Source organism: Polaromonas potterensis (assembly GCF_033446725.1).
Lineage (GTDB): Bacteria > Pseudomonadota > Gammaproteobacteria > Burkholderiales > Burkholderiaceae_C > Polaromonas.
In genome coordinates, this window is the sequence record NZ_JAWQLX010000012.1 from 106,914 (window position 1) to 132,334 (window position 25,421).

20 protein-coding genes and 1 pseudogene are annotated in these 25,421 nt (G+C 60.4%); 14 read left to right on the forward strand and 7 right to left on the reverse strand.

What is annotated here, in order from left to right; all coding sequences use genetic code 11:
- Positions 1-235: 235 nt before the first annotated feature.
- From R6254_RS19390 to R6254_RS19400, 3 genes are read right to left on the reverse strand one after another with little or no spacing between them, the layout of a single operon-like run.
- Positions 236-1,156 carry an MBL fold metallo-hydrolase gene (locus tag R6254_RS19390; RefSeq protein WP_318409306.1) on the reverse strand — a complete coding sequence of 307 codons (921 nt, stop codon included), beginning with the start codon at positions 1,154-1,156 and terminating at the stop codon, positions 236-238.
- Positions 1,157-1,177: 21 nt separating this feature from the next.
- Complete coding sequence (locus R6254_RS19395) at positions 1,178-2,863, reverse strand: AMP-binding protein (protein ID WP_318409308.1); 1,686 nt, start codon at positions 2,861-2,863, stop codon at positions 1,178-1,180.
- Between the two features lie 60 nt (positions 2,864-2,923).
- Positions 2,924-3,658 (reverse strand): DUF8198 family protein, encoded by a 735-nt coding sequence (locus tag R6254_RS19400; RefSeq protein ID WP_318409310.1) that lies wholly within the window; start codon positions 3,656-3,658, stop codon positions 2,924-2,926.
- A gap of 68 nt (positions 3,659-3,726) precedes the next feature.
- On the opposite strand from R6254_RS19400, the gene R6254_RS19405 reads away from it, so the two are divergent.
- The 10 genes and pseudogenes from R6254_RS19405 to R6254_RS19445 all read left to right on the forward strand — a co-directional run bounded on the left by R6254_RS19405 (position 3,727) and on the right by R6254_RS19445 (position 17,629).
- Entirely contained in the window at positions 3,727-4,233 is a 507-nt protein-coding gene (locus tag R6254_RS19405; RefSeq protein ID WP_318409311.1) for a hypothetical protein, read from the forward strand.
- 16 nt (positions 4,234-4,249) lie between these two features.
- On the forward strand, positions 4,250-5,875 hold the full coding sequence (locus R6254_RS19410) for a GMC family oxidoreductase (RefSeq protein WP_318409312.1): 1,626 nt from the start codon (positions 4,250-4,252) through the stop codon (positions 5,873-5,875).
- Between the two features lie 26 nt (positions 5,876-5,901).
- Entirely contained in the window at positions 5,902-6,828 is a 927-nt protein-coding gene (locus tag R6254_RS19415; protein ID WP_318409313.1) for an esterase/lipase family protein, read from the forward strand.
- Positions 6,829-6,911: 83 nt separating this feature from the next.
- Complete coding sequence (locus R6254_RS19420; RefSeq protein WP_318409315.1) at positions 6,912-8,033, forward strand: response regulator; 1,122 nt, start codon at positions 6,912-6,914, stop codon at positions 8,031-8,033.
- A gap of 52 nt (positions 8,034-8,085) precedes the next feature.
- Positions 8,086-11,460 (forward strand): response regulator, encoded by a 3,375-nt coding sequence (locus R6254_RS19425; RefSeq protein WP_318409317.1) that lies wholly within the window; start codon positions 8,086-8,088, stop codon positions 11,458-11,460.
- Between the two features lie 276 nt (positions 11,461-11,736).
- On the forward strand, positions 11,737-12,396 hold the full coding sequence (locus R6254_RS19430) for a helix-turn-helix transcriptional regulator (protein ID WP_318409319.1): 660 nt from the start codon (positions 11,737-11,739) through the stop codon (positions 12,394-12,396).
- A 66-nt stretch (positions 12,397-12,462) separates the two neighbouring features.
- Positions 12,463-13,116 (forward strand): Crp/Fnr family transcriptional regulator, encoded by a 654-nt coding sequence (locus tag R6254_RS19435; RefSeq protein WP_318409320.1) that lies wholly within the window; start codon positions 12,463-12,465, stop codon positions 13,114-13,116.
- Between the two features lie 97 nt (positions 13,117-13,213).
- Positions 13,214-14,302: a M4 family metallopeptidase gene (locus tag R6254_RS19440; RefSeq protein ID WP_318409321.1), complete on the forward strand. Its 1,089-nt coding sequence runs from the start codon at positions 13,214-13,216 to the stop codon at positions 14,300-14,302.
- 96 nt (positions 14,303-14,398) lie between these two features.
- Positions 14,399-14,524: pseudogene (locus tag R6254_RS21980) on the forward strand (double zinc ribbon domain-containing protein); the annotation flags it as partial.
- Between the two features lie 78 nt (positions 14,525-14,602).
- Positions 14,603-17,629, forward strand: a complete 3,027-nt coding sequence (locus R6254_RS19445; RefSeq protein ID WP_318409322.1) for an ATP-binding protein — start codon at positions 14,603-14,605, stop codon at positions 17,627-17,629.
- On the opposite strand, the gene R6254_RS19450 is transcribed toward R6254_RS19445, so the two are convergent.
- From R6254_RS19450 to hppD, 4 genes are all read right to left on the reverse strand, one after another.
- On the reverse strand, positions 17,607-18,260 hold the full coding sequence (locus tag R6254_RS19450; protein ID WP_318409323.1) for a class I SAM-dependent methyltransferase: 654 nt from the start codon (positions 18,258-18,260) through the stop codon (positions 17,607-17,609). The two genes, R6254_RS19445 and R6254_RS19450, sit on opposite strands and share 23 nt — an antisense overlap.
- Positions 18,261-18,291: 31 nt before the next feature.
- Positions 18,292-18,810, reverse strand: a complete 519-nt coding sequence (locus R6254_RS19455; protein ID WP_318409324.1) for a hypothetical protein — start codon at positions 18,808-18,810, stop codon at positions 18,292-18,294.
- Positions 18,811-19,124: 314 nt separating this feature from the next.
- Positions 19,125-19,985 (reverse strand): phenylalanine 4-monooxygenase, encoded by an 861-nt coding sequence (phhA, locus tag R6254_RS19460; RefSeq protein WP_318409325.1) that lies wholly within the window; start codon positions 19,983-19,985, stop codon positions 19,125-19,127.
- 17 nt (positions 19,986-20,002) lie between these two features.
- Positions 20,003-21,133, reverse strand: a complete 1,131-nt coding sequence (gene hppD, locus R6254_RS19465; RefSeq protein WP_318409326.1) for a 4-hydroxyphenylpyruvate dioxygenase — start codon at positions 21,131-21,133, stop codon at positions 20,003-20,005.
- 117 nt (positions 21,134-21,250) lie between these two features.
- Here hppD and R6254_RS19470 point away from each other — a divergent pair, with 117 nt between their 5' ends.
- The 4 genes from R6254_RS19470 to lnt all read left to right on the forward strand — a co-directional run bounded on the left by R6254_RS19470 (position 21,251) and on the right by lnt (position 25,418).
- The gene (locus R6254_RS19470; RefSeq protein ID WP_318409327.1) at positions 21,251-21,724 is read left to right on the forward strand and encodes an Lrp/AsnC family transcriptional regulator; all 474 of its coding nucleotides are present in this window, start codon (positions 21,251-21,253) and stop codon (positions 21,722-21,724) included.
- A 268-nt stretch (positions 21,725-21,992) separates the two neighbouring features.
- Positions 21,993-22,718: a GNAT family N-acetyltransferase gene (locus tag R6254_RS19475; RefSeq protein ID WP_318409328.1), complete on the forward strand. Its 726-nt coding sequence runs from the start codon at positions 21,993-21,995 to the stop codon at positions 22,716-22,718.
- Between the two features lie 194 nt (positions 22,719-22,912).
- Positions 22,913-23,770, forward strand: coding sequence for a CorC family transporter (locus R6254_RS19480; RefSeq protein ID WP_318409329.1), 858 nt, complete (start codon positions 22,913-22,915; stop codon positions 23,768-23,770).
- 13 nt (positions 23,771-23,783) lie between these two features.
- On the forward strand, positions 23,784-25,418 hold the full coding sequence (lnt, locus tag R6254_RS19485; RefSeq protein WP_318409330.1) for an apolipoprotein N-acyltransferase: 1,635 nt from the start codon (positions 23,784-23,786) through the stop codon (positions 25,416-25,418).
- Positions 25,419-25,421: the final 3 nt, after the last annotated feature.

The window sequence follows — 25,421 nt, forward strand, 5'->3', positions numbered from 1 at the left end:
TCCCGAACAGGACAGTGAAACGACTTAGCGCCGATGATAGTGCGGATTCCCGTGTGAAAGTAGGACATTGTCAGGCTCTTACAGCAAGAAACGCCCAGCTGATGTCAGCTGGGCGTTTTCTTTTGTGCGAAGCAAAATCAGAGCTCAGGGAACAACTTTTCCACTAGATGTAGCTCGCGGCAGCAGTCCGCAACGATGCTGAGTTCCTCAGCCTCAACAAAGAACACCCTCCGATTTACGCGTTGTAGACCATCGCGCCATTTCTGCGTGCGACACCAGAACGTACAAGTTCTTCCACCAGTTGTTCTATCCAAAGCTCGAACGTTATCGACGGGAAGAACTTCTCACGTATACATTCGAAGTAGCTGCTCCGCTGGGCCCAACTGACAAAGTCAGCAAAGGGCAACAGCTGTTGTTCCAAGAGTTTGAATTTGAGCAAGACCTTGGCCGCGTGCTGTGCATGTCGGCTTGGATTACTGACAAAGGCGTTCAGGCGTTGGCGTGCACGGGCCAGAATATTCGGGCCATAGGCGAACACCGGGCCGTGGCCGGGGATGACCCAGCACGGATCCAGTTGCTCGATCAGATCGAAGGTGGCGGCCACCTCGTCAAAGGCGTGCTCACCTTCGAGCTCCGGAAATACGACGCCGAAACCACTCTCCCACAAAGCATCAGCTGAAATCAAGGTGCGCGATTTCGGCTCAAAGAAAATCAGCGAGTGCGGGTCATGCCCGGGCGCGGCATGAACTTGCCAGGGCGTATCTGCCAGCTGGATGTCTGTGCCGGGTGAGAGGATGCCGTTGAGTCGAAATCGAGGGCAGTGCTGCCCCGTCGGGACATAGGTCAGGGCCACCGGGTCCCAGGAAGACACCAAGGCCGCCTGGCCAGGTGGAATGAGAGTTTGCAGCTCCGGATAGACACGCTGGAGCGCCGCGTTGCCGCCGCAGTGGTCACTGTGCAAGTGAGTATTCAGCAGAACATCCAGCGAGCGCTGCTGCAAGGCAGCGTCGACGAGATCGACGGTTTGCGCCGAGTGTGTGCTGTAGCCGCTGTCAACCAGCGCGGTCGACCTTGAACCAAGGAAGAGGATGTTGTTGGATGACAGCCAGCCTCGTTCAAGAACCAAGACACCTGCCGGCAACTGACTTTTCGTCATGGATGCACGCTGGCTTTCTGGCTAAGGGGCCGCTCGTAATTCCCGCCTGAGGATTTTCCCCACATTTGTTTTTGGCAAGTCATCGCGAAACTCAATGTATTTGGGGCGTTTGTAGCCCGTTAGATGTTGTTTGCAGTAGTCGCTGAGACCATCCTCCGTCAGTGCCGGATCATTCTTCACAACAAAAACCTTGATGGCTTCGCCCTGTTTCTCATCCGCGATACCGATGGCCGCGCATTCGACCACACCCGGGCACAGTGAGATCACATTTTCGAGTTCGTTGGGAAAAACATTGAAGCCGGAAACAATGATCATGTCCTTCTTCCGATCGACAATTTTTGTGTAGCCGCATGCATCCATGATGCCGATGTCACCGGTCCGCATAAATCCATCGGCGGTGAAGGCCTTTTTATTTTCCTCGGGCTGTTTGTAATAACCCGTCATGACTTGCGGGCCCTTGATGCAGATTTCACCGGACGCACCCACGACCTGAGAATCGCCCTCGTCGTTCTTGATGGCGATCTCAATACTTGGCAAAGGCAGGCCTATGGTGCCGCTGAAGGCCGTGCTTAAGACCGGGTTGTTGGTGCCGATGGCGCAGGTTTCACTCATGCCCCAGCCTTCAATCATCGGACAGCCGGTGACTTGCAGCCAGTTTTTGGCCGTGCCTGCAGAGGCGGCCATACCGCCCGCTTGGGACACACACAAGTTGGAGAAATCGACCGATTTGATTTGCGGATGTTGCAACAAGGCGTTGAACAAGGTGTTGACCGCGGGCAACATGTGGAAAGGTCGCTTCTTCAAGACCTCGATGAATTGGCCGAAATCGCGCGGATTCGGAATCAAGGTCAGGTGGGAGCCCCAGCGTATGGCCAGCAGGCACAGCGTCAGCGCGAAGATATGGTACAGCGGCAAGGCCGCAATGCTGTTGGTTTTGCTGACATCGCCCACCCGGCGTAAAGCCGGCGTAAACCAGGCTTCGGCCTGCAAGATGGCGGCGACGATGTTGCGATGGGTGAGTACCGCGCCTTTGGACAAGCCGGTGGTGCCACCGGTGTATTGCAGGAAAGCGACGGAGTCCAGATTGCTTGGCGTGGGCTTGAGCGCCATGCCCAGGCCGTCGGCTATCACGCGTTTAAAGGGCGTGACGGTACGGCCATCACCCAACGGCAATGTGTAGGCCGGCACCATTTTGGCCAGATGGCGGACAGCGAAAGAAATCCAGCGGCCGTACCAGAAGCCCAACAAGTCGCCCATCGATGCGATGACCACATGTTGGATAGCCGTCTTGTCGATGACTTCTTCCAGTGTTTTCGCAAAGTTCTCCAGAATCACGATGGTCGTCGCGCCGGAGTCCTTGAGCTGATGCTCCAGCTCGCGGGCGGTATACAGCGGGTTCACGTTCACACAGGTGTATCCGGCGCGCAAAATGCCCGCCATGGTGACGGCAAACTGCGGAATGTTGGGCAGCATGATGGCCACCCGCGCACCGGGCTCCAGCCCCAGGCGCTGCAGCCAGGCGCCCAGGGCCGTGGACAGTTGGTCGAGTTGTCCGTAGGACATCCAGCTGTCCATGCAGACTGAAAACGGTCGCGAAGCATTTTTCTTGAAGGAGTCCTCCAGTAGCTGGTTCAGTGAGCTGAACTGCTCGGTGTCAATCGTGTGCGGAACGCCTTCGGGATAACTCTCGAGCCAAAACTTGTTCATTGAAAACTCCTTGTGCCCCATTGTGAAATCCCCGTGGCAACAAGCGTATGAGGCTTGTCCCTAGTAGGCTGGGGCGCTGGCAAGAAGTTGACGCAATTGGGTCTCCCAGGCGACAGTGTCTTTCTCGAACAATGCATCTATCCAGGCCGACTCGCGGTCCTCAATCAAGTGTAAAAACTCTGAAGCCCCTTTCATGTCCGCGAAAGCGTCGAAGCCGGCTTCGAGAAAATTTTGCAGGGAACTCAGGCTTGCCGCCGCCGCCGGCGCCCGCATCATTCTCAGCAAGCTGCGCAGGCCGCGCATACGTGTCAGTCGATCCAGCTCGCGCCCCAAATGCAGCACCACTTGCAACTGTTGGCGTCGGGCCGGCCGGTCCGCAACCTGGCGCCAGCACTGGATGTAACGCGCAGGCAGGCTGGAGGCCCTGGTGATCAGCCATTGCTGAGCCATCAGGTCGTCGAGTTGTTCTGTCAGCGCATGGACTTCCGCCAGTGCGGCGGCGGTTTCCACCACCGCGGCTGGGAAAAGACGGGCAATGGTGCTGGCGATGCGGGCGAACTGCTGGTCGCGCTGCGCATAGTCCTGGTCGCCATACAACTCCTGCAGAAAGAAATCTGCCGCCCGTTGGTAGCGGGGGCTGTGCATCAGATCCGCGTAGGTAGCCTTGAAACGTTGCGCCTGGAAACGTTTGACCTCCAGGCAGGCCTGGTCGAGCCGCGGGTCGGCCGCGCGGCGCTCGCGCAGTGCCGACACAGCCTGCATGGCTTCACGAATCCGGAGAGCAACAGGGTCCATATAAACACCGAGTTTATCTAGGTGGGGTGCTCTATTGAAAGGAGACAGTCGCGTGCGACACTCGGCCGATGCAAAGACGGACCTTACTCCAGCTGGGTGTCGCTTCGGCTGTGGTGTTGACCCTGGCCGGTGGCGCGGCCGCCCTGCTGCAGGCTGGCTTGCAAAACGGCGAACTCAGCCTGAGTGGCCGTGAGGTGTTCCGCGCCGTGGGCCGCGGGGTGTTGCAGGGCAGCTTGCCGGTTGATGAGGCCTCAAGGCAAACCGCTTTGGATGGTTTGCTGGACCGGATCGATGAATTGACGGCGGCCTTACCCACCCATGCGCAAGACGAGCTGTCGCAGTTGCTGGCCTTGCTGGCCAGCCCGCCCGGGCGTCGCGCTCTGGCGGGTTTGAGTCAAGCCTGGCCCTTGGCCAGCGAGGCCCAGGTCCAGCAGGCGCTACAAGGCATGCGGCTTTCTGCGCTGGCGCTGCGCCGGCAAGCCTACGCCGCCTTGCACGACATCAGCGCGGCGGCTTATTTCACCGATAGCGCCACTTGGTCCCAGCTCGGTTATCCCGGCCCGCAGCGCATCTGAAAGTGACGCCAGCAGCATGAGTCAACTACAAGACCCGATACGCGACGGCCTCCAACGCGGCTGGAAAGTGCTGGGGGGTGTGCTGGGCCCGGCGCCGGAAAAAATCGTTTGTGATGTCGCCATTGTTGGCAGCGGCGCTGGCGCCGGCATTACCGCCGAGCTGCTGGCCAAGGCGGGCTTGCGGGTGGTGATGATTGAAGAAGGGCCGCTCAAAAGCAGTAGCGACTTCAACCAGAAAGAGTCGGAAGCTTACCCGCAGCTTTACCAGGAAAGCGCGGCGCGCAAGACCGAAGACAAGGCGATCAACATCCTGCAGGGCCGTTGCGTAGGCGGTTCCACCACGGTCAACTGGACCAGTTCTTTTCGCACCCCAGCGCCTACCCTCAAGTTCTGGCAGGCGCAATTTGCCCTGCCGGACTACAGCCCGGAAGCCCTCGCGCCCTATTTTGCGCAGGCCGAGCAACGCCTGAACATCCTGCCCTGGCTCACGGCGCCCAACGAGAACAACGACTTGTTGCGTCGCGGCGCGGCCAAGCTGGGTATCGCTGCCTCGGCGATTTCGCGCAACGTCAAAGGTTGCTGGAACCTCGGCTCCTGCGGCCTCGGTTGCCCGACCAATGCCAAGCAGTCGATGCTGGTGACCACCATTCCGGCGGCGCTGGACCAGGGCGCGCAACTGTTGACTGAAATGCGGGTGGAACGCTTCGAGCTGGCCAATGGCAAGGTGACCGCTCTGTATTGTCAAAATGTGATGCCAAATGGTGCTCTAGCCCGGATGGTACCTGCGCAGGTAGCTACTAAAATAGTAGCGAGCCACTACGTGCTGGCGGGCGGCGCCATCAATTCGCCGGCGGTGCTGCTGCGCTCGGGTGCGCCTGATCCGCATGGGCTGCTGGGCGCCCGGACTTTTCTGCACCCGGTGGTGATGAGCTCGGCGGTGTTTGCGCAAAAAGTGGAAGCCTGGAACGGCGCACCGCAATCCATTTACACCGACCATTTTCTGGACACACAAGCCATTGATGGGCCGATCGGCTACAAGCTGGAAGCGCCGCCGCTACATCCGGTGATCTTTGCCTCGACCGTGCCCGGCATGGGCCAAAGCCAGCAAGACTTGCTCAAGACCTTTCCGCACAACCACACCTTGCTGGCGCTGCTGCGTGATGGCTTTCATGAGCAGTCGCGCGGTGGGCAGGTCAAGCTGCGCAGTGACGGCTCCGCCGTGCTCGCCTACCCGCTGACCGACTATGTGATGGACGGTGCGCGCCGGGCCCTGCTGTCGATGGCGGAGATCCAGTTTGCCGCCGGCGCGCGCCAGGTCTTGCCTCTGCATGAAATGGCCCAGCCCTACACCAGCTGGGCGCAGACCCGTGAGGCCGTGAATGCCTTGCCCATGAAACCCATGCTGACCAAAGTGGTGAGTGCCCACGTGATGGGCGGCTGCGGTTTGGGCGGGCGGGAAACGCTGGGTGTGACCCGGCCCGATGGGGTGCACTGGCAGCTTGAAAACTTGTCCATCCACGATGGGTCGATTTTTCCCACCAGCATTGGTGCCAATCCCCAGTTGTCGGTCTACGGCACGGTCAACCGCCTGGCGCAGGGCCTGGCCAAAAAACTGACCGGTCGCGATGTCACGCTGGCTTGAACCCCTGCGTTGAGTGGCGCGTTTCCATGTTGGCACGCCTTCAACAATTCATCACCCTCTCGTTGCTGGCGGCGGCGAGCGCATGGGTGGTTTTTTTCTGGAAAAGTTCGCCGCTCCTGGCTTGTGCCGGTTTCGTGATGTTGATCCTTGGTTATTCCGGTTTTCTGGCCATGGAGTTTGTGGCCCTGCGATTCGTCAACCGTAACGATCCCACGCCCCGGCCGTCATGGAAAGAACTCGCCAGCGCCTGGTTAGGCGAAACCTTGACGGCGCCCCGGGTGTTTTGCTGGCGCCAACCCTTTCGCTCCCGGGCATTCCCCGACCAGTTGTCGCCGCCGTCCGTGCTGTCAGGCCGGCGCGGTGTGGTGTTTATTCATGGGTTTTTCTGCAACCGCGGCTTCTGGGCACCGTGGCTCAAGCCACTTCAGGGCACCGGGCATGCCTATGCGGCCGTCAACCTGGAGCCGCCCTTCGCCTCCATCGACAACTATGTGCCGCTGATCGAAGACGCTGTGCGGCAGGTGACGGCGGCCAGCGGCCTGCCGCCGCTGCTGGTGTGCCACAGCATGGGCGGCCTGGCGGCCCGGGCCTGGCTTCAAACCATGCAAGCCGAGGCGCGGGTGCACCATGTGGTGACGCTGGGAACGCCGCACCGCGGCACCTGGCTCGCCCGTTTCAGCCAGGTGCCCAATGGCCGTCAGATGCGCTTGGCGGGCCTCTGGTTGCAGCGGCTGGACCAGGGCATGCAGCCGGAGCGTCATGCCTTGTTTACCTGCTGGTACTCGAATTGCGACAACATTGTGTTCCCGGTCTCCACCGCCACCTTGCCTGGCGCCGACAATCGGCTGCTGCGTGGTGCCGCCCATGTGCAGCTGGCTTTTCTGCCGCAGGTGATACAGGCCACGCTGGCCATGCTCGATGAGGGGGCGCCAAAGGACACGCGCCCTGCTTAAACAGGCGCTTGCGCCACCGTTGACGGGTAGCGACTTGTGTATGCTTGGGGCTGATTTTGTTTGGGCGTTTGCCCGGGAGAAAAATGCCTCTGATCGTGTTGATGGAAGACGATGCCGCCACGCGCACGCTGGTGACGTCGGTGCTCAGGAAAGATGGGTATGAGGTCTTGTCGGCCGACAATGGCCTGACAGGACTGGAACTGGTGCGACAACACAAGCCGGATCTGGTGATCAGCGATGTGCAAATGCCCAGCATGGACGGCTTTGCCATGTTGCAGGCCTTGCGTACAGACCCCAGCATCATGGCGACGCCGGTCGTTTTGCTGACCTCGCTGCAAGAACGTGCCCACATGCGTATCGGCATGACCAGCGGCGCCGACGACTACATCACCAAACCCTTCAGGCCGGGCGAGTTGCGCGAGGCAGCGTCCGCCCAGCTCAACAAGCGGCATATGCAGGCCGCGCTGCAAACCATGGCGGTGGAGGCCGCGGTTCAGGCCGCGCTGGAAGACCAGAAACACCACCTGGCCCGTTTGTACGAAAAAAAGCTGGCCTCCGAGCTCAGCGAGAAATGGCCGGCCGCTGACGGCGCAAGCGAAGACGAACGTTTTTCCAACGCCACGGTCCTGTTTGTGGATGTGCTCAATTACGCCAGCCTCGCCGAAAAACTGTCCAGTGCAGAACTCAGCGATGTGGTGCGCCAGTTCTACAACAATGCCGGTGACACCGTGCATTTGTTCGGGGCGCGCCACATGCAGTTTGTCGGCGAAGGCCTGCTGGTCGTTTTTGTCGACAGCACGGACACCTCTTCCGTCAACCATGGCCTGCGCGCCGCCCGCGCCGCGCTGGGGCTGATTGACTCGGCCAAACGCGTGCAAAATTTTCTCAACCACCACTTTCCGGCGCATGGTTTGCCCCGTTTCGATGTCAGCGTGGCATTGAACAGCGGGCCGGTGGCCCTGGCCAAACTCGAGGATCCGCTGCGCGGCGGGGTGCAAGTGCTGCCCGTCGGCGACACGGTCAGCGCGACTTTGTTGCTGCAGAAGCAGGCACACCGGGCCAACTGGCAGATCGCCGCCAGTGTGGCCATGCTGCGTGGCGTGACCGGTGCGGTCAACACCGGCGGTCGGGCGCTTATTTCCTTGCCTGGCCGGACGGCAGCGCTGGATGCCGCTGAATTGTTGGGCCTGGCGCTTCAGTCCTAAATCTGCACGCCGCTGGGTCGACCCAGCGCTAACTCACCAGGTGTTTGGCCTCATGTCAAAAAGAACGTTTTCGTTACGCCGTATTCTGGTTGCAAGCCTGCTGGTGTTTGCGCTGCTCCCCGCAGGCCTGGTGGCCTGGCTCATGGCGCGCAGCAGTGCGGAGGCCGTGGAGAACTTGGCCGGCAGCATTCTTTTGAATGTCGCGACAAGGATTGAGGCCGGAACGCAAGCCCATCTGGGGCAGGCCCACAACGTCCTGAACGGCTTGTTCCCTGAGCGTTTGACGGCAGCCCAAACCGAGCAGGCCAGAGACTGGCTGAGCCATGGCTCATCCTTCGAGCCCATGGCGTTTGCCTTGTCCAGGCAGTCGCCGGATGTGCCCAGCTTGTATTTCGGCAACAGCCAGGGCGAGTATTTTGCGGTCGACCACACGGAGAGTGGCACCCAAGTCCTGCTTCGGCGCCAACGCGACACGGGTCTGCGCGCTTTTATGGCGCGGCAACCCGGTGACCGAAGCCGGCCGCTGGCGACGGCACAAGCCAACTTTGAGCCACGCACCCGGGGCTGGTACCAGGGCGCGATGGTGGCCAAAGGCCGTACTTTTTCTCCCGTTCAACCCGTCCCGGGCAAGCCGCAGCTGTTCGTCACGTTGTCACAACCTGTGTATGACGGTGATGGCGGCGCGGCCGGTGTGTTTGGTGTGGACCTGTACCTGCAGCGGCTCGCCGACCTGCTGCAGACCCAGCGGATCAGCGCACGGGGTGCGGCCTATATCGTGGATGAGTCGGGTTTGCTGGTCGCAGGGTCCGCAGGCGACGGCTTGTTCCAGGAGGCGCAGGGCAAGCCGGTGCGGCGCAGCCCGCAGCACAGCGCCAACCCGGCGATCCGCGAAAGTTTTGCGGCCCTGCAGCGCGAGCAGTCCCTCAAGCGCGAGGACTCGGTCGCGAGCAACACGGCTTTGCAACGTTTGCCCATGACCAGCGATACCTTGCTGATGGTTCAGCGCCCGTTTGGCGAGTCGTTGGGTTTGCACTGGACCCTGGTGGTGGCCGCCCCCGAGAGCGACTTCACGGCTGACATCACCCGGGCCTGGAAGTTGTCGCTGATCGCGATAGCCGGGTTGGTCTTGCTGGGCGCTCTGGCGGCCTTGTATGTCGCCACCCGCATTGGGCACCGGCTTCAGCGTCTCAGTGCGGCTGCGCAGCAGCTCGGCCGCGGCGAGGTGCCACGAATAGAGCGCAACACCCATTTGCGGGAAGTGCGGGAGTTGTCCCAGGTCATGCACGACAGCGCCGAGCAGCTCCAAAGTTACCGGGCCGAGGTGCAAGCCAAAACGCGGGCGATTGAAGAGGCCAACGAGTTGCTGGAAGAGCGGGTCGCGCAGCGCACGGTCGAGTTGCTCGCTTCCCGCGAAGAAGCCTTGCAGGCGGCCAAAGCCAAAGCGGCTTTTTTGGCGACCATGAGCCATGAAATCCGCACCCCGCTCAATGGCGTGGTGGGCATGAGCACGCTGCTGGCGGAGACCTCGCTCGATGACGAGCAGAGCGATTACCTGCAGACCATCCGGCTGTCGAGTGATCAGTTGCTGGCCGTGATTAACGATGTCCTGGATTTTTCAAAAATCGAATCCGGCAAGCTGGATCTGGAAGCCGAGCCGCTGAGCCCGCGCAGCGCGGTGGAAGAAGCTTGCGACATCGCCGCACCCCGGGCCAGGGAGAAAAACCTGGAGCTGATTGTTGACGTGCCCGAGGTGGCAGGCCCTGGCTTGCTGAATGTTCCGGCCGCGATTGCCGGCGACATCACGCGTATCCGGCAGGTGTTGATCAACCTGATCAACAACGCCGTCAAGTTCACCGAAAAAGGCGAAGTGGCCGTCAGTGTGCGGCAGTTGCCCAACCCCGGCGATCCGGGCCGTCTGCTGATCGAGTTCCGTGTGTCTGATTCGGGGATAGGTATACCGCCAGACCGCATCGATGCCTTGTTCCAGGCCTTTACCCAGGTCGACACGTCCACGACCCGCAAATATGGCGGTACCGGCCTGGGCCTGGCCATTTGCAAGCGTCTGGTCGAACTAATGGGTGGCGAGATCGGGGTCGACAGCGTGCTCGGCAAGGGCTCCACGTTTTGGTTCACCATCCAGGCGCCGCCAGCGGTACTGCCTGCTTTGCCGGGGACCGTCGATGCCGCGGCGCTGCAGGGCAAACACGTGCTGGTGATCGACGACCATGTCACCAATGTTCGCGTCCTGACACGCCAGCTTCAGCTCTGGGGTATGCAGGTGCGCAGCGCCGAATCAGGGGCCCAGGCTTTGCAGGGGCTGGCACAGGTGAACGCCACCCCGCCCGACATCATCATCACGGACATGCACATGCCCGAGATGGACGGCGTGACGCTGGCGCGCACCATCAAGGCCCAGCCCACCCTGGCCAAGGTGCCGTTGGTCTTGCTCACGTCGGGCTTCATGCCGCCTGGCCACGAAGCAGCCCAGTTGTTCGAGGCGCGTCTGCTCAAGCCTGCCCGCCAGAAGCAGCTGTTTGATACGTTGGCACGTTGCCTTTCGGCGGGCGCTAGTGGGAATCACCTGACAGGACCCAAGGCGAGTGCTGTGACGAAAAATATGACCTTGCTGGTGGTTGATGACAACGCCGTCAACCTCAAGGTTGCTTGCGCCATGCTGGTCAAACTGGGTTACCAGACCGAAACCGCGCTGGATGGGCTGGAGGCTGTGCAAGCCGTGGCGCGCGTTCAGGGGGCCGGCCGGCGGTTTGGTGCCGTGTTGATGGATGTGAACATGCCGCGAATGAATGGCTTTCAGGCCACGCAGCAAATTCAGACCATGATGGGCGAGCGTGCACCGCCCATCATTGCCCTGACGGCCGCCGCGTCGCCTGAAGACCGCGCGCGCTGCGCTGCGGCGGGCATGGACGATTACCTGACCAAGCCGCTGCATGTGGCCGCGCTGGCACAAGCGCTGGAGCGCTGGTTGCCCGCGATGACCTTGGCTGCGGAAGGTGCAGGCACACTCGCGACCGAGGGCGACATGGCGCCGCTGGAGACACCCGAGCCAGCGCTGGCCCCTGAACCGCAGTTGATGGACATGGAGCGCCTGGCCCAGTTCAAGGAATTCGACGACGACGAACTCAGCATGACCCGTGAGGTGATTGCTCTGTTTGTCGCCGACGCCGCCCTGCGCGTCCAGGCCATCGAACAGAGTATCCGCGCCGATGACGCGCTTGCTCTCGCTTGGGCCGCCCATGCCCTGGTTGGCGCGACTGGCAATGTGGGGGCGGTGGCCATGCAGGCGGTTTGTAGCGAGCTGGAGGTGGCGGCGAAAGCAGGGCAGGTTCCCGTCAATGCCGTCCAGCAGCTTGAGCGGTTGCAGGTTTATTGGGAGAAGACCAGCGCAATTCTGGACACCTGGGTCTGAATGCCTCGGGCTGGATAGTTGCGGTGGTCCTTGCACGGATTTGTCGAAATAGAACGGTGTGCCATACGTAGAGAGCGTGCGCTCACTTTTTTTGAGAGCGCGCTCCGACAGCAGGCCTAAGGGGCTCGTCAAGAAAGCCTTGCTGCGGGCATTGCGCTTAAGCGTTCACGGATTCCTTGGTGAATTTTTCACAGCTTGCAGGCCACATATTCACTATCAAGATGCCGCCAGGCTTCATACGCTCAACAAGCTGTAACAGCCACAAGGCGCGTGAAGATGAACACCCTGTTGAATGCCGGATTTGCGGACCCGGCCCTGCTTCTTGGCAATCCCGGACATCCCGATCCGGGCGCGGACGTCTTGTCGAGTCTGATTGATGTTCTGGCCCACGGCGTGGTGGTGGTCGATGAGCGGGGTCAAATCATTCACGCCAACCAGGCCGCTCGCACCGAACTGAAACGTCGCCGGATGCTGGCGCAGGTCGGTGGCGAGATTCAGGCGATCACCCCCGCAGACGGCAAAACACTGCAAGGCGCTTTGGTCAAAGCCGTGGCCGGCAAACGCAGCCTGGTGAAGGTATCTAGCGGGGGCTTGAGCCTGATGCTGGCCGTGGTTCCTCTTCAGAAAGACCCAGGGGCCTGGCAGACCCGGATTGCGCTGCTTTTTTCCCGTACCGACGTGTGTGACTCCGGCATGTTCGGGTTTTTCTCCCGCAGTTATGGTTTGACACAGACCGAAGAGCAGGTGTTGGTCATTCTGTGCCGGGGCTTGAGTACCCCTGAAATCGCTGTGCAGATGAGCGTGGCTGTTTCTACGGTGCGCAGCCATGTGCGCAGCTTGTGCGCAAAAACCGGCTCCAGCGGGGTGCGGGAACTGGTGAACCAGGTTGCGGCTTTGCCGCCAGTGGCACCTTTGCATCTGGTGCAAATACACTAAAAATGCGCCCCCTCCGGCCGCGTCGGCTACACCGACGGCCCGCCGCATGCTAGATTACGGCTCATCATGAGCACGCCACTTCCTTCCAGCGACGACCTGTACGCACTACTGGTCCCCGAGTTGCGTTCGCTGGCGCAGCGCGGCGTATCTCGCACCTATCGCAAAAATGCGGTGTTGATCAACGAAGGCGAAGCCGGCGACAGCCTGTTTGTGTTGCTCAAAGGCAGCGTCAAGGTTTTTGCCATGGACGAGAGCGGGCGAGAAATCACCTACGGCACCGTTCACACCGGTGATTATTTCGGTGAAATGTCGCTGGATGGCGGACCCCGGTCGGCCTCCGTGATGACGCTGGAGCCCTGTACGTGCGCCGTGCTGAGCCGCGCCGACGTCAGCGAGCACCTGGTCGATGAGCCCGAGTTCGCCATCAATCTCGTGGTTCAGGTGATCCGCCGGGCCCGTGCGGCGACAGAGACGGCGCGCAACATGGCGCTGCTCGACGTCTATGGCCGGCTGATCGCCCTGCTGGAGGGCCGCCGCGGTGACACGACGGACGGCCGCAGCGCCACGCTGGAAGGCATCACACACCAGGACATTGCCAACCGTGTTGGCGCCTCGCGCGAAATGGTCAGCCGTCTGCTCAAAGACCTTGAAAAAGGGGGCTACATCGAGCTGGGTATTCGGCGTATAACCCTGCTCAAGAAGCTGCCTAGCCGCTGGTAAACCGCCAAATCGGCATCATTTCTTAAGGCCCTGCGGTCAGCCATCGCGCACAGCCGTACCGCCTCTGTCGCCTTCTTTGCACTTCAGGACAACACCGATGCGTTCTGTGTATGGCTGCGTATGTTTCGCCGTTCCCGCCAAACTACTCCGAAAATGCGCTGAAAAAGCTGGTGCCGCCGATGGCCAAGGCCTGGACAGCACGGCCGCCCGCTTGAGAACCCAGCGCAGCGCCTGGGCCGGGCCTGTTCATTTGCCCCTGTTGCTTCCGTTTGCGCCACCCGGTCCAACAAAGGCGGTCTATAGCCGCGCCATCTTCGATGCGGGCTCAGGCACCGAATTGCCTGGTAAACGTGTGCGCAACGAGGGCGACAAGCCGGTCAGCGACCTCGCCGTCAACCAGGCCTATGACAACACCGGCATCACGCTGGATTTCTACCTGAAGATGTTCGGGCGCAACTCCATCGATAACCGCGGCATGCGGGTCGAGTCAGCGGTGCATTTTGGGGAAAACTTCAGCAATGCCATGTGGACCGGCGATCAGATGATTTTTGGCGATGGTGACCAGCATGTGGCCGGATTTACCGCGGCGCTGGACATCATTGCCCACGAGCTGGCGCACGGGGTCATGCAACACCTGATTCCTGGTGGCCTGGGTGTGGTTCGGGTGCCCGTGAAAGACCGTGAATTCAAAGAGCAAACCCATGCGCTCAAGGGCCAGAGTGGTGCTCTCAACGAGTCTTTCGCCGATATTTTTGGCAGCATGGTCAAGCAGTGGCATGGCCGGCAAAACGTCACCCAAGCGAACTGGCTGCTGGGTGAACATCTGCTTGCGCCCGAGCATGGACTGGCCATCCGCTCGCTCAAAGATCCGGGCAATCGCAAGTTGACGTGGTACGAAGACGATCAATTCAAAAGCATGGATCAGTACGTCGACGGCGCGGACGTTCATGACAGCTCAGGTATTCCCAACCATGCCTTTTACCTGGCGGCTAAAAAAATTGGCGGATTTTCATGGGAGAAGGCCGGTCCCATCTGGTACGAAGCCTTTGAAACACTCAAACCCAAAGCCAGTTTTCTGGATGCCGCAAAGGCAACGAGCCGGGTGGCTGGTGTGCGCTTTGGTATTAAGTCAAAAGAATACAAAGCAGTGATTTTCGCCTGGGAGGCCGTCAAAGTCGTCACTTAGGCGCAGATGTTGGTTAAAGCTTGGCTTTACCAATGGCATGATGCGGGGATTCGCATTGATGCGGCGGTCTGTTGCTGAGAGTTTCAAAAAATGTCGATGAGTTGCTTATCGTGCCTGACTGTCAATCCTGACGCCAATCGGTTCTGCGAGGGCTGTGGCGCAGGTTTATCGCTGGTTTGTCAGCATTGCGGACAAGAATGTAGTCCTTCGGCGCGATTTTGTGGTGCCTGTGGCACCCCTCAAACTTCCGTTAATTCTTCTGCTGCTGCGACGGTTCCACGTGTCCTCCCCCGAACGCTCATGTGGGGTGAACTCAAGCAGGCCACGGTTCTTTTTGCCGACATCGTGAGTTCCACCGAGCAGATTGCCGATCTGGACGCTGAACAAGCCATGGAGCGCCTGGGTCCGGCGTTGGCGCTCATGTGCGAGTCCATCGAGGCATTTGGCGGCACCGTGGTGCGAACCATGGGTGACGGCGTGATGGCCTTGTTCGGTGTCCCTAAAGCGCTCGAGGGGCATGCCTTGCTGGCCTGCGAAGCCGCGCTCGACATGCAGCAGGCGTTCCCTGGCGGGGCGCAGGGCTTGCGCATTCGTGTCGGGTTGCACTCTGGGCAGGTTGCGTCCGACCCCCGGAATGCCGATGGCCGAGGCGGCGGCGCCCATGGCTTGAGCATTCATTTGGCGAGCCGGGTGGTGAGTCTGGCCGATCCGGGCGGCATTTGTATGTCGGAAAGTTGTTATGGGCTGGTTCGTTCTTTGTGCGACGCGCGGCCCATGGGCTCACACGCCCTGAAAGGCATTTCAGGTCAATACGGGGTCTATGCGCTGGAGGGGCTCAAGACGGGGAGCCAAGGGTTCCATCAGGCGACCCTGACACCGTTTTTTGGTCGCGACCGGGAGATTGCCTTGCTCCAGCAGGCCTTGCATTTCACCGAACATGGCAAGGCGCGCGTGGTCGATATTTCGGGTGAGCCCGGCGCTGGCAAGAGTCGACTCTGCCACGAGTTCGCCCAGTGGTGTCGTGCCCGTCAGATACCCGTGTATGAGGTGCGTGCGCAGCCCTATGGTCACGCTACGCCATTGCAGCCGGGCTTGAGTCTGCTCCGCACATTTTTCTTCCGAATTCCGCCTTCGGACGATGCTGCCGCTGCCAGAGCCCGGATCGCGGTACGCATGTCCGAGCTCGGCCCGCCGGCTGAAACCGACCTGGTGCTTTTGTACGAGTTCCTTGGGGTCGCGCCAGCTGAAAGTCTGCATGCGGCATCCAGTCCCAAAGCGCGGCATGCCCGCTTGCTCAATATCGTGCGGGAGTTGGTCAAACACGATGTAGCAACAACCTCGGTAATTCTCATCGAAGACCTGCATTGGCTGGACGAAGCCAGCGAAGAATTTATTGCGACGCTCATTGAAGCCGCCGCAGAGTCGCGGACCATGGTGGTCCTGAATTACCGACCCTCTTATCACTTGCCCTGGGCACGGCCCGAGAACGCCCAGAAAATTGAATTGGGACAGTTGAGCGACAAGGAGACCGAACACCTTGTCAGGACATTGATCGGCCCTCGCCAGGAATTTCAGGACGTATGCCAGTTGGTTGTCAGACGAAGTGGTGGCAATCCTTTTTTTGCGGAAGAGTTGGTGCGTTCGCTGAGTGACAGCGGACTGCTGGTCGAGGGCGTGGATCTGCGCATCGCAGGGCTGGATGCGTTCGAGCGCGCGTTACCGGCGACCGTGCAAGCCGTCATTGGCGCCCGACTTGATCGTTTGGGGGAGCCCGAAAAAACGCTTCTTCAAATGTGCGCCATCATCGGCAAAGAAATTCCATTGGCGGTGCTCGAACACATGGCCAGCCCGCTCGCCAGTGTGATTGAACAGGGGCTGAATGGCCTTTGCCATGCCCAGTTGATCTTGCCGCAGCCCGCGGTAGGTGGACGTCGTTTTACATTTCGTCATCCCTTGATTCAGGAGGTGGCGTACAGCACGCAACTCAAAGTACATCGCGGCCCGCTTCATTGCGCGGTTGCCCTAGCGATGGAGGTCTATTACCGTGATCAGCTCGATGAATATGCTGGCCTGATCGCGTACCACTATGAGGCCGCGGGACAGTTTCTTGATGCCGCCAGTCATGCGGCTCGCGCCGCGCAATGGGTCGGCTCTACCAATTCGGCTCTCGCGATCAAGCATTGGCACAAGGTGCGCGCGCTTCTACAAAACCAGCCCAGATCCACCGCGAGCGACAGCTTGCGGGTGCGGGCTGGCGGACAGATTTCGGTGCTTGGGTGGCGCGAAGGTCTGACTTTGCAGGAGGTGCAGCCCTTTATCGACGAAGCAACCGAACTTGCCGGTGAAGTAGATAGCCGCTCAATCCAATTACTCTTGATGGGCGAAGGACGGATGTTGCAAGCAAGCGGTGGTCCGGCGGACGAGTATGTTGAGCGTCTGCAGAAGGCCTTGTCGCTGATGGATGCCGATGCCGACCCGGGGCGCGCAGCGACGATCAATGCCGCATTGAGTCAGGCCTATGCTTGGGCGGGCATGCTGGCGCAAGCCTTGGCGGCCAACGATATTGCGCTTCGGGACATGGGCGCCATTGACCGATTTGACCGTGAATGGATTGGCTTCAGCATTGAGCATTGGGTGATGGGCATGCGGGGGCGACTGCTAATGCGGTTGGGGCGTCTGGAGGATGCCGCGCAATGCTTGCAGGAGCTGTTGGGCCGTGGGGAGTCATCGAATGACCCGGTGATCCTGCAATTCGCTCATTTTGGGTACATAGATTTGGCGTGGTGCCGTCAGAACGCTGAGTTGGCGCACGAGCACTACGCGTATGTCGCGGAGATTGCGGCCAAGCATGAAAATCCCTATTTGCGTGTATTTGCGTTGAGCTGTCGCGCGACGGTTGCCAGTATTGACCGCGACTTTGAGACGGCTGCACGGACTTTTTCGGAGGCGTTGACACTGGTTCGACATGCCAAGGTCGCCATGGAGTTTGAAACGGAAATTCTCGCTAGCCTGGCGGAATGTCACCGCGGCCTTGGTAACTCTGAGCAAGCCTTGGATGTCGCCCAGGAAGCGATTGAAATTTCCCGTCAGCGAAGTACCCGCTTGCCCGAGTGCCGGGCGCTGATTACCCGTGCGTCAGCGATGCTTGATGCCTTCGGCTCGGCGCGGGCAGATCAGGCGCAGGCCTTGTTCGCGGAGGCGGAGCGGTTGATACGTTTGACCGGCGCCACTATTTATCAAGAGTCCTTGTTGCGCGAACAGTCTCGATTGGCCGTATTGACCGATTTTCCTGGTCACACGGGCATCAGCGTCGGACAAGCAGCGTGAACTCCCGCATGCCGTAGTCGGCAAGCAGTTCGACTTTTGCACCGAACTGCTGCTCGCAATAACGCATCCACATTTCAGCTGATGCGTGATAAAGCGCAGGGATGGCTTGTAGCTCAGAGCCAAGCGGCATCAAAAAATTGACGGCAAAACCAAGGCGGCTTGCATTATTCATGTCGGCCAGGGTCTTCTTGATGAACAAAGTCCATCGCGCAGCAGGCTGTGCAAGCTTGACGTTAAAAATCCCGCTGGCGACAGAGTAATCCGCCACGCGCGGAATCGCACTGCCGACGATAAATTGAGCGCGAATGTTTGGACGGGAAGAGGGTTGCACCTGCGCGATCATGGCTTCCGAGAGGTCTGTGCCGAGGTAGTCGACGCAGGCGCTGCGATGCCGTTTCAACAGAAAGGCCAGCAGCGCGCCATAACCGCAGCCGACATCGTTGAGGGAGAGCTCTTTGCGAAAATCACACAGCTTGAGGAGTTGAACAAAGCGCAACTCCTGGGTAGGTTGGCAGGTCCAGTCCACCCCAAGGGCGGTTGCCCCATGTGTCAACACCTTGTGTGTGTAGTAGCGTTCAATTTCCGCGTGCAAGCTGTCGAGCCGCTTGCTGGGGGGCGGAGCTGTCGTCATGATGAACCCACCCCCGCGTTCATTGCTGCGCTTATTTCTTGGCTGCTTTTGCCGCTGGCTTCGCTGCCGACTTGGCCGATTTTTCTGGCAGCGTCGGAAATGAAATGGTCAGGTAGTCACGGTTGAAATACGTAACGGGTCGATTCTTTTCGGTGATCAATACCCGGGTGTTTCCTTTTTCTGCCCGCATGTCGTGAAATGTGAAATACACCGGCAGAGGCGTCTTTGAGGCGAGGTTTTTTACCAAGGCATTGACAACGGCCGCATCGCCATTCTGGTTGAGCACGTTGGAGTCATGCTTGCTCAAATTGGTGAAGTAGTCATGCATGCGGTTTCTTGCTTCGGCGTGGGAGGCTCCGATATTGAGAACCGCCACGCTGCTTTTAAAGGAGCGACCTTTTTTGAAAATTTTGAATTCTTTTTGCAGTGCAACCATTTCATCAATGCCTCCAAAGTGTGTTTTCTTGTCAGGCGTTGGTCCGAAACGGACGTTCAACTGATCAAGCAGACTTCCAACGTGGATGTCGTGTTCCTTCATGAAATAGCCCATAAGTTCTCTCCAGTGGTCGCGGTTGATGAAATGACTACATGTTAGTAAACGTTACGGCGTACTGTAAGGCCTATTTGGTTCAGGCCAAGCGTTTGGCCAGAGAGGCGGGCTCGCGGGGGCGTGCGAGCCACGTGTTCCTAGAGTCTGAAAGCACCACGCCGTATGGGAGTTCGTCGCTGATGGACTGTGGCTCACCATCCAACGCGTGTCTCAGGCCCGAAACGGCGCCTGCTATATGCATGTCACGCAACGAGGCCCTTGCGGAGAAGTCTCACTCCGCGGGTCGTTGTCTCGCTTGTCGTGACCCCAACGCTTCAGCGCTGAATAAGGACCTCGCCAGCCCGCCGCACATCCGCCTCGATCTCGGACAGACCCTGGAGCCGCTGATAAATCGGCGTGAAGTCCGGCGCCGTCTTGTCGAACAGTTCCTGGAAGCTGTTGATGACGAAGTAGGTTCGCTGGTAGCTGTCGATCTTGTAGCGGGTGCGCATGACACGTTCAATGTCCAGCGCCAGACGTTGGGGTTCGGGGCTGGTGACGGAATATTGCAGCTCGCCGGACGAGCTGAGGATGCCGGCGCCATAAGCCCGCAGGCCGTCTTTTTGCTGGATCAACCCGAACTCAATCGTGTACCAATAGAGCCGGCTGAGCTGCTCGCAGGCGTGCAGCCCGTGGGCCTTGAGCCCGCCTTTGCCGTACTCCTGCATGTGGTCCGCAAACACCGGGTTGAACAGCAGCGGCACATGGCCGAACAGGTCGTGAAACACATCGGGCTCGACGATGTAGTCGAATTCTTCCGGGGTGCGCAGCCAGTCGGTCACCGGGAATTTGCGATTCGCCAACAAGGTGAAAAACGGCACTTCGGGAATCAGACCCGGCACCGCGACAATTTCCCACTGCGTGGCTTTGTACAGGCGCTCGTTGATTGCCTCGAAGCGCGGGATGTGATCCTTGATGCCCAGCGAGGGCAGGGCGGCAATGAACTCGTCGCAGGCCAGGCCTGGCAGTAGCGCGGCTTGGCGCTCATACAGACGACGGTAGGTGTCATGGTCGGCCGCGGTGTAGGCCGCATAATTTTGCGGGCAGGTGTAGTCGCTGAGCACCTGGCCCCCACGCGCGTAGTCACCGCGCGGCGGGCGTTCGCTGGCCCCATAAACAACCGGTTCGACAGCCATGATCAGCTCCTTGTGCTTCAGGTTTTGTTGGCGGCCAGCACGCCGCGGCGCATCTGGTCGAGCTCTATGCTTTCGAACAAGGCCTTGAAGTTGCCCTCGCCAAAACCCTGGTTGCCCTTGCGCTGTATGAACTCGAAGAAGATGGGGCCGAGCTGGTTTTCGCTGAAAATTTGCAGCAGCAACTCGCCCGGCGTGCCGTCCACCAGGATGTTACGCGCCTGCAAGTCGGCCACATTTTCGCCGTGGCCCGGAATACGTTTGTCGAGCAGCTCGTAATAGGTGTCGCCAGTGCTCAACAGCTTCATGCCGCTGAGTTGCAGGGCGTCCACGGTGGCAAACAGGTCGCTGGACCCCATGGCGATGTGCTGAATGCCTTCGCCCTGGTATTTGTCCAGGTACTCCTGGATCTGGCCGGCTTTTTCATTGCCTTCTTCGTTGATCGGGATGCGGATCTTGCCGCAGGGGCTGGTCATGGCCTTGCTCTTGACGCCCGTGGCCTGGCCTTCGATGTCGAAGTAGCGCACTTCGCGGAAATTGAACAGGCGTTCGTAAAAGCCCGACCACTCGGCCATGCGGCCGCGGTGCACGTTGTGGGTCAGGTGGTCGATGTAGGTCAGGCCGTGGCCGACCGGGTTGAGTGCTTCCGGGCCGCTCACGCCGGACAGGGGCTCAAAGTCCACGTCGTAAAAGCCGATGTTGCCGATGTCGCCGGGCTGGGCGCCGTTTTTGCCGCGCCACCGGTCGATGAAATAAATGATGGAGTCGCCAATGCCCTTGATGGCCGGAATGTTCAGCTCGCCCGGGCCGGCCGTGTCGGCATAACCCCAGGCGCCCAGCTTGATGGCGCGCTCGTAAGCGGCCTTGGCGTCCTGCACCCGGAAGGCGATCGCGCAAACGCTGGGGCCATGCTGGCGCGCAAAACGCTGCGCAAACGAGTCAGGCTCGGCATTGATGATGAAGTTGATGCCGCCCTGGCGGTACAAGGTGACGTTTTTGTGGCGGTGTTTGGCGATAGGCGTGAAACCCATGCGTTCGAACAGCGCACCCATGGCGGCCGGATCCGGCGCGGCGTATTCGATGAACTCGAAGCCGTCGGTGCCCATGGGGTTGTCCCAGTTGGTGGTGGCGGTGGGTAGGGGGGCGTTCATGCATGTCTCCAGGACGAAGTAGGGATGCCATGACTGTAGGCGCACCAGCCATCATTTTTTATGCATAGTGAGGCGCCAAAGTTGAATGTTGCGCAGTAAACATGCAAAATATGAAGAATGGAAGCATTAGACAAGCTGGATAGACTGATATTGCGCAGCCTTCAAGCCGACGGCCGGGCCACTTACGAGCAAATCGCCGAGCAGGTCAGCCTTTCGCCCAGCGCCGTGTTGCGCCGGGTCAAGCGGCTGGAAGAAAGCGGCGTGATCGATCGTTATGTGGCACTGGTCAAGCCCGAGGCCGTGGGGCTGGGGCTGACCGCCTATATCAATGTGCGGCTGGAAAAACACACGGAATCGCACAAACGCAACCCCATGGATCTGTTTCGCGCCAGTGTGCAGACTTGGCCCGAGGTGGTGGAATGTGCGGCCCTGACTGGGGAAATGGACTATTTGCTGCGGGTGGTGGTGGCCGACATGAGCCATTACAGCCGCTTCATCATGGACACCTTGCTTAAACACCCCAGCGTGCAGGATTGCAAAACCAGCTTTGTACTGGACCGTGTCAAAGCGACCACGGCGGTGCCGGTTTGACGTTGATACGTCGGCGCGCTTGTTTTTGCGGCGGCTTGCGGGCTTAATTCAGGAACTGAATTAGGGGATCGCCCCCAGTTTGGGACTGGTGCCGGCCCACCAGGCGGGCGCTGCAAGCCGAATTCGCTCCTGTTTTTATAGCTGCTTGCGCATATGTCTCAAGGGCTGGAGGCTGATTTGGCATGTAAACTGAAGCGATCCTGCTGCTCTGCCCGAGAAAGAAGCCCTTAGTACTAGGCGTTCTAGGGAAAACCCTTATATTGGACCCATGGTTACCCCCGGCACTTTTCTCAAGGCATCCCTGAACGCAGGCAAAGAACTGCTACGCCCGCCCGTGGCGGAAAACGAGCGCAAGCCGCACAAAGCGCCCGTGATGGTGCCCATCCGTTCCATAGGCCCCAGCCATGGCCAGCGGATTGAAAACCACTTGCTGGCGCTGAGCCAGCACGACCGCTACCTGCGTTTTGGTTATGCCGCCAGCGACGAGCAGGTGCGCCGTTATGTGGCGGGCCTCAATTTCGAGCGCGACGAGATTTTTGGCATCTACAACCGCAAGCTCGAGCTGATCGCGATGGCGCACTTGGCGCTGTCGGTAGACCCCAAACTCACCAGCTGCGCCGAGTTCGGCGTGTCGGTCTTGCCCCATGCCCGCGGACGTGGCTACGGCGCCCGGCTGTTCGACCGTGCCGTGATCCATGCGCGCAACGAAGGTGTGAGCATGATGTTCATCCACGCCCTCAGCGAAAACACCGCCATGCTCAACATCGCCCGCAAAGCCGGCGCCGTGATCGAGCGTGACGGCTCCGAAAGCGAGGCCTACCTCAAGCTGCCGCCGGCCGACCTGGACTCGCGCATGACCGAGATGGTGGAAGAACAACTGGCCCAGACCGACTACCGCCTGAAAGTCCAGGCCAAGCAGTTCTGGGACTTCCTGGCGATCGTGCAGGAAGTGCGGCGCGGCGTGCGTGATGGGCGCGACCGCATGCCGATGTAGAGCCCCCACGTTCGCTCTACTAACGTGTAGCTCTCTGCCCCCCGAGGGGGCGCTGCGCCTGCGGTCTGGCGAAGCCAGGCCCGCGGCCCCTGCTGGTATGTGCGGGAGGCGCACGCGGCGCACGGCTCGCTAAGAATACGGGGTCGCCGGGGAATGCGCTATCCTTGACAGCTTCTCAACTACCGAACACCCTCGTGTCCGACGCTCCCCCCAGTAGACCTTCCAAACCGGAAGACAAACGCGGCTTTTTGCAAAAGCTCGCTGAAATGCTTCACCCCGGGCCCGACTCCAAAGACGAGCTGATTGAAACCCTGGTTGAAGCGCAGGACAACGACGTGATCGGCGCGCAAAGCCGCGAAATGCTTGAGGGCGTGATCCGCATGGCCGACATGACGGCCGGGGACGTGATGGTGGCCGCGCCGCGCATGGACGCCATCAACATCGATGCGCCTTTTGACGAGTTGCTGCACCTGGTGATAGACACCGCCCACTCGCGTTTTCCCGTCTACGAAAACGAAAAAGAAAACATCATTGGCATCCTGATGGCCAAGGATTTGCTCAAGCTGCAGCGTGCGCCCGGGCTCAACATCCGCGCCTTGTTACGTGCCGCCGTGTTTGTGCCTGAAAGCAAGGGCCTGAACGACTTGCTGCGTGAGTTCCGCGGCAACCGCAACCACCTGGCCATCGTGATTGACGAGTTCGGCCGGGTCGCCGGGCTGATCACCATTGAAGACGTGCTGGAGCAAATCGTCGGCGAGATCGAGGACGAGTTCGACATCGCCGAAGACGACGGCGACATCTTCGGCCTGACCGACCACACCTACCGCGTCAGCGGCGACACTGCGATCGAGCGGGTCAACGAAGCTTTTGGCGTGACCTTTCCCGAAACCGACTTCGACACCATAGGCGGCCTGGTTGCGCACGAGATGGGCCATGTGCCCAAACGCGGCGAAATTCACGTCTTGTCCGGCCTGCAGTTCACCGTCTTGCACACCAAAGGCGGCGCCGTGCGCTGGTTCAAGGTCGCGCCCGCCGCGGTCGGCGCCGAATAAGGGCCACGCACAGATGGGACGGCAGACAATCGACAGCATGGTGTCCGCCCTGCCCACCTTGCCCGCCTTGCTCGAACACATCGGTCACCCCAGACAGCGCAAAGAACTTTCCCTGTTGCGGCTTGCGCTTGTTTTTATAGCTGGCGGCGCCCATGCCTTGAGCATCGCCTGGCCATTTTCCTGGGGGCTGGCGCAAGGCCAGACGGTCTGGGGTCTGCAGTTGCTGGCGCTGGGTATGCTGGTCTGGCAACTGGATCGCTGCACCGGCTGGAAGCAGGGGCTGGTCCTGGGCTGGTCGTTTGCCAGCGCCTGGTTGTGCGGCATTTTCTGGTGGCTGTTTGTGTCGCTGCATGTGTACGGCGGGCTGGCCGCGCCCCTGGCCGTGCTGGCGATTGTCGGGCTGGCGGTTTTTCTGGCCGCGTATTACGCCGCCGCCTGTGCCGCGTTTGTGGCATTAGCACCCGCGACGCGGCTGCGGCGCGCGCTGGTGTTTGCCGCGCTCTGGCTGCTGGCCGAGCTGGCGCGTGTCGAGTTTTTCACAGGTTTCCCCTGGGGCGAAGCCGGTTATGCCCACCTGGACGGTTTACTCGGCGACTACGCGCGCTGGGTGGGTGTGCATGGCATCACCTTTCTCGCGGCCTTTGTGGCGGCCTGCTTTGCGGGGCTGGGCCAGTTCCGGCGCCAGCGCTTGTTTGTGCCGGTGATCGTCTTGTTCTTCGGGCTGTCGCTGCTTGCCGGTCGCCCGAACTCCACACCGGCCGGCAGCCTGGAGGTCACGCTGCTGCAAGGCAATATTCCCCAGGACGAAAAATTCCAGCCCGGCAGCGGTTTGCCAACGGCGCTGCGCTGGTATGGCGAGCAGCTGCGGGACGCCAAAACCGCGTTGGTGGTGGCGCCCGAAACCGCGCTGCCCCTGCTACCGCAGCAATTGCCCGAAGGGTATTGGAGCGCCATCCAAAATCGTTTTGCCAGCGGCCAGCAGGCGGCGCTGATAGGCATGCCCATGGGCAGTTATACCGAGGGTTACGCCAATGCGGTGGTCGGGCTGCGCCCGGCGTCATCATCAGCCGCCGCTGCGAGCGCGCCGGCGCCGCTTTACCGTTTTGACAAACACCACCTGGTGCCGTTTGGCGAATTTGTGCCGCCAGGTTTTCGCTGGTTCATCAACCTGATGCATATTCCGCTGGGCGACTTCAAGCGCGGTGCGCTGGGCCAAGCCTCGTTGGACTGGCAGGGCCAGCGGCTGGCGCCGAATATTTGTTACGAGGATTTGTTTGGCGAAGAACTGGCGGCGGCTTTTGTCGACCCGGCCAGCGCACCCACCATCCTGGTCAACGTCAGCAACATCGGCTGGTTCGGCAACACCGTGGCCATCGACCAGCACCTGGCCATCTCGCGCATGCGCACACTGGAGTTCGAGCGCCCCATGATCCGCGCCACCAACACCGGCGCGACGGTGATCATCAACCACCGCGGCCAGGTCACCCACGAGCTGCCGCGCCTCACCCGTGGTGTGCTGGTGGGCGAGGTCGAAGGGCGCAACGGCGTCACGCCTTATGCCTGGTGGGTGTCACGCTTCGGCCTCTGGCCCTTGTGGCTGGGCGCGGCCGGCCTGGTGCTGCTGGCCTGGCTGGGGCGTCGCCGCTAGGGC

Bases quoted from the DNA above. Each gene is read 5' to 3' on its own strand.
- R6254_RS19390 (WP_318409306.1), bottom strand. From the start codon at position 1,156: ATGACGAAAAGTCAGTTGCCGGCAGGTGTCTTGGTTCTTGAACGAGGC.
- R6254_RS19395 (WP_318409308.1), bottom strand. From the start codon at position 2,863: ATGAACAAGTTTTGGCTCGAGAGTTATCCCGAAGGCGTTCCGCACACG.
- R6254_RS19400 (WP_318409310.1), bottom strand. From the start codon at position 3,658: ATGGACCCTGTTGCTCTCCGGATTCGTGAAGCCATGCAGGCTGTGTCG.
- R6254_RS19405 (WP_318409311.1), top strand. From the start codon at position 3,727: ATGCAAAGACGGACCTTACTCCAGCTGGGTGTCGCTTCGGCTGTGGTG.
- R6254_RS19410 (WP_318409312.1), top strand. From the start codon at position 4,250: ATGAGTCAACTACAAGACCCGATACGCGACGGCCTCCAACGCGGCTGG.
- R6254_RS19415 (WP_318409313.1), top strand. From the start codon at position 5,902: ATGTTGGCACGCCTTCAACAATTCATCACCCTCTCGTTGCTGGCGGCG.
- R6254_RS19420 (WP_318409315.1), top strand. From the start codon at position 6,912: ATGCCTCTGATCGTGTTGATGGAAGACGATGCCGCCACGCGCACGCTG.
- R6254_RS19425 (WP_318409317.1), top strand. From the start codon at position 8,086: ATGTCAAAAAGAACGTTTTCGTTACGCCGTATTCTGGTTGCAAGCCTG.
- R6254_RS19430 (WP_318409319.1), top strand. From the start codon at position 11,737: ATGAACACCCTGTTGAATGCCGGATTTGCGGACCCGGCCCTGCTTCTT.
- R6254_RS19435 (WP_318409320.1), top strand. From the start codon at position 12,463: ATGAGCACGCCACTTCCTTCCAGCGACGACCTGTACGCACTACTGGTC.
- R6254_RS19440 (WP_318409321.1), top strand. From the start codon at position 13,214: ATGCGTTCTGTGTATGGCTGCGTATGTTTCGCCGTTCCCGCCAAACTA.
- R6254_RS19445 (WP_318409322.1), top strand. From the start codon at position 14,603: ATGTGGGGTGAACTCAAGCAGGCCACGGTTCTTTTTGCCGACATCGTG.
- R6254_RS19450 (WP_318409323.1), bottom strand. From the start codon at position 18,260: ATGACGACAGCTCCGCCCCCCAGCAAGCGGCTCGACAGCTTGCACGCG.
- R6254_RS19455 (WP_318409324.1), bottom strand. From the start codon at position 18,810: ATGGGCTATTTCATGAAGGAACACGACATCCACGTTGGAAGTCTGCTT.
- phhA (WP_318409325.1), bottom strand. From the start codon at position 19,985: ATGGCTGTCGAACCGGTTGTTTATGGGGCCAGCGAACGCCCGCCGCGC.
- hppD (WP_318409326.1), bottom strand. From the start codon at position 21,133: ATGAACGCCCCCCTACCCACCGCCACCACCAACTGGGACAACCCCATG.
- R6254_RS19470 (WP_318409327.1), top strand. From the start codon at position 21,251: ATGGAAGCATTAGACAAGCTGGATAGACTGATATTGCGCAGCCTTCAA.
- R6254_RS19475 (WP_318409328.1), top strand. From the start codon at position 21,993: ATGGTTACCCCCGGCACTTTTCTCAAGGCATCCCTGAACGCAGGCAAA.
- lnt (WP_318409330.1), top strand. From the start codon at position 23,784: ATGGGACGGCAGACAATCGACAGCATGGTGTCCGCCCTGCCCACCTTG.